Genomic DNA, 10,848 nt, shown 5'->3' with positions numbered 1-10,848 from the left:
CCCTCTCCCCAGAGGGGCGAGGGGACGCAAGACCGCTGACGATGGCGCATCGCATTCCGATGGGCTCTCCACGATTTCCCCAAACGAGGAGCACCCTAATAGCTCACCTTGCGATAGTGCTTGGGCTCCCGCGGCTCAACCAGCTCCGGCTCGCTCTCCGGCCCCAGGAGGTTGGCATATTCCTTTTCCGCAAGGCCGTAGGCGCCGTTGGTGAACTCGGCGAGGCCGGCGCGATCGATGATCGCCACCACGCCGCGCATGGTGCGGATCAGGCCGCGGGCCTCGAGGTCCTGCAGGGCCCGGGTCACCCCGGCACGGCGCACCGCCAGCATCACCGACAGGAACTCGTGCGTGATCTGGAACGACTCGCCCAGCCGGTCGCCCACCATCAGCAGCCAGCGCGCCACCCGCTGCTCCAGCAGCAGCCGCCCATTGGCCGAGGCGGTCGAGGCCACCTGCACCGCGAAGGCCTGCGCGTAACGCATGAACAGCTGATGCAGCGACGGGCTGTCAGCCAGCGCCGCGCGCAGGTGCTCGGGGTCGACGCGCACCGCGCTGCCGCCACCCTGCACCACGGTGCTGAACGGGGTCTTCTCGACCCCATGCACCACCGCGAGGCCAGTCATGCCCTCCGGCCCGATCAAGCCCACCTCGATGATGCCGCCATCGGCATCGTCGGCCACCACCGAGGCGAAGCCGCGCTCGATGAAGTAGATCGACTCGACGCTGCGGTTGGCCACTTCGAGTGCGTTCTGCGGCGCGAGATCGACCCGCTCCATTGGCCCCAGCAGCGCCAGGTCCTCAACGGACAGTCGCGACAGCAGGCCATTCTCGAACCGCGATGACAGAAAGGACAAACGCCTGCGCTCCTGCTTTGCACAGCGCCCCGCCAGTTGTTTCCCTATTCAGGGCCGGCGCAACACGCCGCAACAAATGGTCATGGGCAACTGCTCATGCCAAAAACACCAATGTCAGGTGAAACTGCGCCCCCCGCAGATTCCCTCTTGCGCCGCGGCTGCCCTCGCTAGGCAGCGGTCAGTGCGCTGGCGGCTTCTGCCGCCGGTTGCTCGCCGATCCCTGGAAACGGGTTGTTGCTCGGCGATGTGCCTCAATGGTAGCAGCAGGGGTTTCCTGCAATAGGCCAGAAACTCTACCAAATACTTTCATCTAACTGTACGAATTGGTACAGACGCACCATGGATACTACCGACGCACCACGACGCTACATCACGCACGGCAGGTGATCAAGGCAACATTCAGGCCGATCGGCTCCGGACTCGGCAACGATACGTCAAGCGGAGACTGAGGAATGAATTGCGACAGAAATACGGACAGCCATCATGTATCGTTTCGCACCGTCGAAATAACGGGGGAAATGCCGCTTTCTTTGGGTGAGCCGCAGCAACTCCCATGTTGCAGCGGGTTTCTTGGCGGCGCGGCCTTTACCGTTCGCTAACGCTGAGTGCGTTCCGCCACTACGCTCGCCCCGACATCGAGCGAAACCGCCGCATCTGAGGCGCAGCGCCGAACTCCGCCGTCCAACATCAGACTCAACCGCCCGACCGGCGACATGACGCCGCCCAGTTGCCCCAGAAACGTCTCACAACTTTCCCGAAAGCGCTCTAGTCGGCGAGGTGCAGCAGCTCGCCCTGGCCGCGTGCCAGGACGTAGCGGTCGAGCGCCGGCCGGATCGTCATACCATCGCCGGCGCGCGATATCGGCGACAGGCAGGGCCGAGGTTGCTCCCGGGCCAGCACCGGCACCGTCAGGGCCCCGATGGTCAGCAACACGATCCCGGCGAGAACCATCATCTTCACGATAGAGGTCACTTCCGAGTTCCTTTCCCGCCCAGCGAACGCCGTGCGCCCGAACGTGTCTCCACGCTCGGGTGTGGACTGTCACAGCCTTGGCGCAGAACGCCGGGCCACGGCTGGAGGGGCGACCATCCGGACGGCAGGGCCTCCACCCGGATGGTCGATCGACCGCTTGCCGTTCCGACCGCGGGTTGCATCGGTCTGTGGTGGCCTTGGGGGCTCGCGAGTCAGCGATGGGGGAGCCACCTGGAACATTGTGCCGTTGGTCGAACCGAACGCAGCCAAGGCCTCACGTCTTACCTCCGTCCGCCAGCCTCGATGTTATATGCAAGTATTAATGAAAGTCAGAATCAACACGACTCACTTCTAGATGCTCTTCAATCAATTTTCGGAGGTCACCGTACGCTTGCGAACTCCGCATCACAATTACGACAACCACAGATCGTCGACCTAAGCTTTATGTTTCTGTACTATGACGTACACGGCGCCGGGATCGCCGGAGTTCGCAAGGACGAGGATTACCGGTGGCGACGGTCGCCTGCGGGAACGAGCGCCACGGGGCGGCCGCCAATGGAAGATGGGGAGGGAGCCTCCATTCGCATCTGGCCTCGTGGCGCTCCCCAATGTCCACTGATCCAGCGGACACGGAATCCTGCACCTTTGTTGCCGCTTCTGCGGCGAGGGAAAGGGGATCAGGCGCGCCGGGCAACGGCCACGGACCGCTCTCGATCCACACGGCGCCAGCCCTGAGGCGCCTGCAGCAGCTATTGCTGGGAGGCTTCGCCTATGCGCCTGCATTGTGCGCGGCCAGCAGTGAGGCCAATGTCGTCTCGACACTCGAGATCGAGACTATTCGCACCAACGGCCATCGGTCAACAACAGTCCATATTCCGTCCGCGACCGCACAACATTCGTGCGATTTGGCACACATGTCCTTCCCTAGTCTTTCCAGCCTTCGTCATTTCTGTTGAATACTTAGATGGCAACCCGTCACGTCGGGACCGCTCGGAAGGCGGCGGCACTGCCCCCTTGGCGGACAGGCGCTCGAACCGGATCGGTTTTGGCATATGCCTGTCTAAGGGGAGTCCTGACTGCAGCGCCGGGCGCTTGCGAAATGGAGCCGCCCGGCGAATTGGAATGCCGAGCGGCTAAGTGAGGCCCACGCAGTATCGAGGTGGCGCTGTTCCGTTTTGATGAAGCCTATCGGCCGCAGTCTTATCTAATTGGCGGCGAATGCACCCTAACCGGCCGCCGCTGCGTCCGGCTCTCCGTCGGTCCCGCGCAGTCAACTCGGCCCGCAGTCATCCCAGCCCTCTGTGCAGGAGGGCGAGGCCCAACTGCCACTCCAACCCCTAATCCAGGAACACCTTCACCGTATCCGAGCGACCCTCGGCATCCACCACCGACAGCGTCACGAACCCCGGTCCATCCGGCCGCCAGCTGTTCTGCCGGGCGAAGGCGGAGCGGCCGAAGGGGGCGCCGTTGGCGAAGAAGGTGAAGGGCGGCACGCCGTTGCGCACCTTGACGATCAGCGGCGCTTCGTTGCCCGAGGCGAGGCCCAGATCGACGTCGACGCCGTCGCTCGGATAGGCGATCTGCGGCGCCGCATCGCGCTTCACCTTCTGCTCGTCGGGATGGCGGAAGCGGCGCAGCGGCAGCGGCAATTCGGAGTTGGAGGCAAAAATCGTCCCCGGCGGCGCATCGCGCAGCGGCACGGTCTTTTCGGCCAGCCGGTCAAAGCTCTCGAACAGGATCGGGGCCGCGGCGCCGATGCCGGTAATACCGGGGATCTGCGAATTATCCGGCCGGCCGACCCACACCCCGATCACCGTCTTGCCGTCAAAGCCGATGGCCCAGGCATCGCGATAGCCGTAGGAGGTGCCGGTCTTGTAGGCGATGCGCCCGGCCGAACCGTTGAGCGGCGGCGGCACGTCGGCGAGAATGTTGCCGACATACCAGGCGGCGATCGGATCGAGCACCGGCGCCGGCGTCTCGGTTTCCTCGGCCACCGGCTTTACCCCATCGCGCAGCACCACCGGCGTGCCGCCCCGGCCGATCGCCGCATAGATCGAAACGAGGTCGCGCAGCGTGACACCGACGCCGCCAAGACCGACCGCCAGGCTCGGCGCCGTATCGGCCGGCAGCCGCGCTGCCGCGTGCGCTCGCTTGATCCGCGCCACCAGCCGCGCCGGCCCGACCGCGTCGAGCACCACCACGGCGGGAATGTTCAGCGACTCGGTCAGCGCCTGGCGGATCGACACGGTGCCACGGTTGAAGCCGTCGAAATTGACCGGTACATAGCCGTTGAAGGCCGTCGGCCGGTCCTCGATCAGGCTCTCGGGATGTGCCATCCCCAGTTCGAACGCCAGCCCGTAGATCAACGGCTTCAAGGCCGAGCCGGGCGAGCGTACCGCCTCGGTCATATCGACATAGCCGTCGCTGTCGGCGTTGAAGAGCCCGGCCGAACCGACCGAGGCGAGAATATTGCCGGTCTGCTGGTCGGCGACGACGATCGCCACCGAGAGTTTCGAGCCGAGCTGCGCCGCGCGATCGGCACCGAGCCGCTCGAGCTTGGCCTGCAGCTTCCGCTCGATGGTGAGTTCGATCTTGCGGGCGTTCGGATGCGCCTTCACCGCCGCCTCGGCGAGATGCGCCGCATACATCGGGAAATCCCGCCGCGCCTTGGGCATCGGCTCGAGCTTGGCCGCTTCCGCCTCCTCGGCGCTGATCACCTTGGCCCCCACCATGCGGTCGAGCACCAGGTTGCGCGCCGCCCGCGCCACTTCGATGTCGCGGTCCGGCCGCCGCGCCTCGGGCGATTGCGGCAATGCCACCAGCAGCGCACATTCCGCCGTGGTCAGCCGGCCCGGCTCCTTGCCGAAATAGGCAAGACTCGCGGCGCGGATGCCCTCGATATTGCCGCCATAGGGGGCAAGGGTCAGGTAGAGCGTCAGGATTTCGTCTTTGCTGAGGCTCTGCTCCAGCGCATCGGCATGCACCATCTGGCGGAGCTTCCCGGCAATGTTGCGCGTCGGCTCGCCGCCGATCAGCCGTGCCACCTGCATGGTGAGGGTCGAGCCGCCGGAGACGATCCGCCCTGCCCCGGCATATTGCACCGCGGCCCGCAGCATCGAGGGCCAGTCGATGCCGTGATGCTCGTTGAAATGCTGGTCCTCATAGGCCAGCAGCATGTCGATGAACCGCCGGTCGACCTCTTCGATCGTCACCGGCAGGCGCCAGCGCCCATTGGCCGTGGTGAACGGCCGGAGCAGCAGCCCGGCATTGTCGACCACCGCGGTCGAAACCGGCACCGCCGACACCACCGGAGTGGGCGGCAGCGTGGCGCGAATATCGCGCAGCACGGCGAGCCCATACTGGCTGCCGACCAGCGCCACGCCCGCCAAGACGATCAGCGTCGCAGTAAAGAGCCCCGGCGCGCGGAAGCGCCGGGGCTGCTGTTTGTGCGCGGCGGTGCTCATGGCCCGGTCGCGCTGACCTCGATCTGGCCCGCGTCGGTATTGCCGCGCAGCTCCGGCCGGTACATGTCCTCGACCGTAGCGCCCGGCATCACGAAGCTGCCCGGAGAGACGGCACGCACCATGTAGGCGGTGGTCACACTACTCGCGGCCGACGTGAACCTGAATGCGGCGACGAACTGGTCGGTCCGCGATTCAACATGCGCCGGCGTATCGACGGTGAGCCAGCTGAGGTCGGCGACGCCCGAGCCCTGCAGCAGGTCGGGGTTCTCGATCTCGAACCCGGCCGGCAGCGGATCGGCCACCACATACTGGCCCGAACCGAGCTGGGTCGGCTGCGTCGTCAGCACCACCACGAAGCGATCGTTCTGGTGGACGTTGCTGAGGTCGGCCGGCTCGCCATTCGGCAGGTAGTAATCCCGCTGGATGGTGAAACCGCTCGAGCTCGCCGCCGGCGGGGTCGCCGGGATGGCGGTGACGGTCACCTTCATCTCGGTCGGCCGGTTGCCGTTGTTGACGATCTCGACCGCCTCGCTGTCGAACGCCTCCTGGTCGTAGCGGCGATAGACGGTGCCGGTGAGCGGATCGCCATTGATCGTCACCGAACCATCGCCCGCCTCGCGAGCCAGCGCCGCGGCGGCCACCAGGGTCCATGCATCCTCCTGGGTGGAGGTCCAGCGGGCCTGGTCGCGCAGCGTCGCGAGCTTGCTCGTCAGTGCCGCGATATCGACACCCGACGGCGTGAACTCGGCGGCGAGTGCAAGCACTCCGGCCGTATCCCGCAGCTGGCTGCCATAGTCGTTGCGGTACTTCGCCCGATCCTCACGTGCCCTAAGGTCCTCGACGGCCGCCTGGAAGGCAGTCGCCGCACGGGTCCGGTCGCCATAGAGGGCGAGCGCGGCGCCGAGCTGGGCCTTGGCCAACGGCGAGCCGAAGGCGCTGAGGCGCGCCTCGAGATAGTAGCGCAGGTCGCCGATGGCGGCCCGGCCGGCGCGCGCCAGATCGTAGAGCGCGAAGGCCACGTCCTCTCCGCCGACGGTGAAGTCGGTGGCGTAGGACACCTGGTTACCCAGGTTATCGAGCGCCCGGGTCATCGCCAGGTCCGGCACCGCGTAGCCTTCCGCCTTGGCACGGAGCAGGAACTCGGTGACGTAGGAGTCGAGCCACAGGTCGGTGCCATCATACGGTCCCCAGAGGCCGAAACCGCCGCTGGAGGTCTGCTTGGCGAGCAGGTTCTTGATCGCGTCCTTGACCCGCTGGGTAATCGCTTCGTCATCGCCCAGACCAATCATCGAGGCGACTTCGTTGAGATAGAGCAGCGGCAGGGCCCGGCTCGAGGTCTGCTCGGCACAGCCATAGGGATAGCGATCGAGCTGCATCAGGAGGCCCGGCACATCGAGGCGGGCAATCGGCCCGACTGCGAGCGTCAGTTCCCCGGTATGCGGCACCATGTCGGCGAAGAAGCTCTTATCGAGCGTCGTCGCCGCGCCCACTTCCAGCGGAATCAGCTGGCTGGTGGTCACCGGAGCGCTGGCGGCGCGGACCCCGAGCGTCAGCTCCTTGGTCTGCGTTGTTCCATCCGGCGCAGTGACAATCACCTTGAGCGTCTGGTCGCCGATCTCAGTGCCGGTGAGGCTGAGGTTGAGCGCGGTGCGCTCGCCCGTCGGCAACTCGACATTGGTTTCGGCAGCATCGGTCGAGAGCCCGGTACCGGTTTCCAGCGCCACCTTGTAGGTGCCCGGCTGGCCGGCGACGTTGTTGACCTCGACCAAAAGCCGCGACGTATCGTCGAGTCGCAGGAACCGCGGCGGGCTCAGGTTCACCACCACCGGATCGCGCACGATCACGTCGGCGGAGCCATGGCCCACGGCGCCGGCGCTCCACGCCATCGCCATCAGTCGCACCGTGCCGTTGAAATCCGGCATGTCGAAGCTGATCGTCGCGGTACCATCAGGCCCAACTTCGACGATGCCCGAGTGCAGCGCCACCAGCACGGTGGTCGCCGGCGGCGTGCCGAAGCGCGAGGCGCCCTCGTCACCACCGGTGCGGAACGCGCCGGGCGTGCCCTGCATCGGATCGATCAGCTGGCCATAGAGATCACGCACCTCGACACCGAGCTGGCGCTGGCCGAAGAACCAGCCATCCGGATCCGGCACCTGGAACTTGGTGAGGTTGAGGATGCCGAGGTCCACTGCCGCAACCGCGACATAGGCCTTGTCACCCGCTTTGACATTGGCAAGCTTCACCGTGGTGGTGAAGGCCTGGCGCGGCAGCGCCTCCTTGGGTGCATCGAGGCTCAGGTCGAGCTTCAGGTCGCCCGGTTCGACATCGGCGAAAGCGAGGCCGAGCGCGCGCGCCGGCATCCGCTTGGCTTCCGCGCTGGCCGGACGATAGAGCATCGCCGTCACATAAGCGCCGGGGCCCCAGTCATCGGTGACTTCGAGCGGCACGGTGGTGCCACCTTCCGGCACTTCGACCGCCTGCATGGCGATGATGCGATCATCGACCACCATCACCAGCGCGGTGCCGGCAAACTGCGGATCGAGCTTCAGGTTGGCCGTCTCGCCCTTCCGGTAGGCCGGCTTGTCGAGCGCCACGGACAGCGTATCCGGCGTGTCGGAGCCCGCTTCCGGATAGTAGTAGCCGGCATAGAACTCGTAACTCGATGAGGTGGCGCCTTCACCGGTGCTCGACACTTCGAGCCGGTACTGACCCCAGCTCACGGCTGCGCCGATGGCGACCGGGCCGGAGGCGAGCGCATCGACGGTGCCATTGGCAACTTCGCGCGTCGTGGTGATGGCTTCCCACTTCCAGGTGCCGCTGTTGCGGTACCACTGGTAGGTGGTCTCGACCCGCGACAGCGACCATTCGAGGCCGGCCTGGTCGACGGTTGCGCCATCGGGCGCCACCGCGATCACGTCGAAGGTGGCGTTGCTGCCCTCGGCCAGCCCGCTGGCATCGGCAAACTGCGGCTTCAGCCCGATGCGGTTGCCATCGGCCAGCACCGGCCGGGTGAGGCTGCGCTCGATGGCGCGGCCATTGCTGTCGACGAGGCGCAGGATCAGTTGCGCTTCCAGCGGCCGCGTCGTCGCCTGCGGCGCGCTGACGGTGACTTCGGCAGTGACATTACCGGCTTCGTCGGTGGTGCCGACGACGCCCAGCGGCTCACGCGAAGTCTCGAACGTGTCGTCGAGGCAGCCGAACGTATAGCCGGGGTAAGCCGGCAGCGACGTTACCGGCCGCAGCACCGCATCGGCCTCGACCGCGAGGTCGGGCGCGGTGGCGCCATAGAGATACTTGGCGGTCACTTCGACCGGCGTCACTTCGCCGGTCTTGATCGGTGCGTCGGCGGCGCTGATTTCGAAGGCCAGCCGTTCCGGCTCGAAATCCTCGACCAGGAACCCGACATTGGTCAGGGCTTCGGCCTTGGGGTCGGCATAGAGCCGCATCGTCCACGAGCCGCGCATGGCTTCGGGGTCGAGCGTCACGGCGCTGAAATAGCCGCCGGCGCCGGCGTCATTCACCAGTTCGGTGCTCGAGATCACCCCATCCGGACGCTGCACTTCCAGCGTCAGCGGCAGGTCGGTCACCGCCTTGGCCTTCACGTCGCGCAGGATTGCGGTGAGGAACACCGTCTCGCCCGGGCGATAGACGCCGCGCTCGGTGGTGGCGAACAGGTCGAGCGGCCCCGGCGACGACCGGCCCTCGACGCCGCGATCGGTGAGATCGAACGCTGCCTTGGAGACGTCGAGGAACGCATAATCCCCGCTATCGGTCTCGGTGGTGATCAGCTGCGGCGCCCGGCCGCCTTCGCCGCGCGACAGGCCCGGCGCGAAATCGGCCCGGCCATCGGCATCGGTCACCGCTTCGCCGAGAATCTCGTTGTTGACGGCAACGAGGCGCACCTTGGCGTTAGCCACCGGCTGCGCACTGCTCAGCGAGCGGACGAACGCATGGACGCCATCGTCGCCGGTCACTGTGGTCAGCCCCAGGTCAGTGACGATGAACCACTGCGTCGCGACTTCGCGCCAATACTCCTGCTGCACGCCATTGACCTTGGCGGTCACCACATAGGCGCCCGGCTGCAACTCCTTGACGATCTCAGCGACCGGAATGGCAGTCACCGTCATGGCATTGGGCGCGCCCTGCGCCAGGTCGACCTGACCTTCCCAGGTCTTCTCGCCGGTCGAATTGGCGACGTCTTCGGCCGAATAGCCATCGAGCGTGCGCTGGAACACCCCGTTGCGCACCGCGGTGGCGATCGATCGATCGCCGATCCGGTAGATCACCACGTCGGCGGTCTTGGCGTTCACCGAAGTGATCGGCAGGCCACCGCCGAGCCCGGCGGGCATCACATAGGCATTGTTGGCAAAGCCGACGAACGGCGCGCGATCCGGCACAAACAGGTCGAGCTCGACATCGGCGCGCAGCTCTTCGCCATTGGCCGAGGGCAGTCCGGCGCGCAGCTTGATGTGGTAGCGCCGGCCATGCTCGACGCCGGTGATGCAGATCTGGCTCTGCTCGGTCTCGACCGCCACGGTCGGCGCGTTATCGACGACAACGTAGCTCGAGAGATCGGTGTCGCCCGAGGGCAGCGAATCCGAAAACACCGCGCAGATGCGCGGGTTGGCGGCTTCGGCATCGACCTGGTTGGAGGTGACGCGGAAGCCATGCTCGGCAACCGCCTTTTCCAGCGCCGCTTCGAGCGTCGCGTTATCGACCAGCTTGAGGCTGGCGCGGTAGGTGGCAATGGTCTCGCGCCACATCTCGCGGCGCGACAGCGACACGGCGAGCGCGCCCAGTGCGTCGGCGCGTTCGGCGACGGTTTCGGCCAGCATCAGTGCGTTCATCGCCGCATAGGACGAGTTGACCGCGAGATCGTAGACGCCGTTGCCGGCGGCCGCTTCGATCACCGCGCGGGCTTCGGCCTGCGCCGCAAGCTTCAGCCAGACCGAGGGGTCGTTCTTGTTGATCGCCAGCGCCTGGCGATAGGACACCATCGCGGCCGAGGGGTTCGACTGCGCCGAGGCTTCGTCACCGGCGGCCACCAGGTCGGCATAGGCGACATCCGGCGGCGGCGGATCGGTCTGCGGCAGGTTGGCTGCCATATAGCGGGCGGAATCGACCAGATCCTGAGCCGGGAACGGCAGCTCGCTCAGCCGCGCCTCGACGTTCTCGGCCAGCGGCGGGGTGAAATCGACGCGGCCGGACGTGGCGCCCTTGAACGCCGTCTCGGGGCCCACATCGCCCTTGAGGAAGCACCAGTTGGCCTTCTCGTTATAGGTGAAGGCGCGGCAGATCTTGTCGTCGGTACAGGCCGCCGAGCAGGCGTCGACATCGACATCCTTCAGCACCGAATAATCGAAACCGGGGAGATCCGTGCCGGGCAGCAGCGTGATGTTGCGGTCAGCCGCATGTGCGGGACTGAGAGCAAGGGTTCCGGCCACGACAAGCCACCAGATCGACCGAAAAAGCCGCTGCATTCCCAAACCCCTATCGTATGAATACCTCTACCTCACCCTATGATGACTGGGGCTGAACGACAAATGAATGACGGG

At 66.1% G+C, this 10,848-nt stretch carries 4 protein-coding genes; all 4 read right to left on the bottom strand.

From position 1 onward, the window contains the following. Window positions 1–95 precede the first annotated feature (95 nt). The 4 genes from ASC89_RS17120 to ASC89_RS17105 all read right to left on the bottom strand — a co-directional run bounded on the left by ASC89_RS17120 (window position 96) and on the right by ASC89_RS17105 (window position 10,773). Complete coding sequence (locus ASC89_RS17120) at window positions 96–857, bottom strand: Crp/Fnr family transcriptional regulator (RefSeq protein WP_055876919.1); 762 nt, start codon at window positions 855–857, stop codon at window positions 96–98. A gap of 765 nt (window positions 858–1,622) precedes the next feature. After that, window positions 1,623–1,829, bottom strand: coding sequence for a hypothetical protein (locus tag ASC89_RS17115; protein ID WP_055999907.1), 207 nt, complete (start codon window positions 1,827–1,829; stop codon window positions 1,623–1,625). 1,337 nt (window positions 1,830–3,166) lie between these two features. After that, window positions 3,167–5,293: a penicillin-binding protein 1C gene (pbpC, locus tag ASC89_RS17110; RefSeq protein ID WP_082533423.1), complete on the bottom strand. Its 2,127-nt coding sequence runs from the start codon at window positions 5,291–5,293 to the stop codon at window positions 3,167–3,169. Next, on the bottom strand, window positions 5,290–10,773 hold the full coding sequence (locus ASC89_RS17105; RefSeq protein WP_055999905.1) for an alpha-2-macroglobulin family protein: 5,484 nt from the start codon (window positions 10,771–10,773) through the stop codon (window positions 5,290–5,292). Before ASC89_RS17105 ends, pbpC begins: the two co-directional genes overlap by 4 nt. Window positions 10,774–10,848 lie beyond the last annotated feature (75 nt).

It is taken from the genome of Devosia sp. Root413D1 (genome assembly GCF_001425235.1).
Lineage (GTDB): Bacteria > Pseudomonadota > Alphaproteobacteria > Rhizobiales > Devosiaceae > Devosia_A.
This window is presented reverse-complemented; position numbering and strand designations above follow the sequence as displayed.

Coding starts and splice junctions, on each gene's coding strand:
- pbpC (WP_082533423.1), bottom strand. CDS start 5,293: ATGAGCACCGCCGCGCACAAACAGCAGCCCCGGCGCTTCCGCGCGCCG.
- ASC89_RS17105 (WP_055999905.1), bottom strand. CDS start 10,773: ATGCAGCGGCTTTTTCGGTCGATCTGGTGGCTTGTCGTGGCCGGAACC.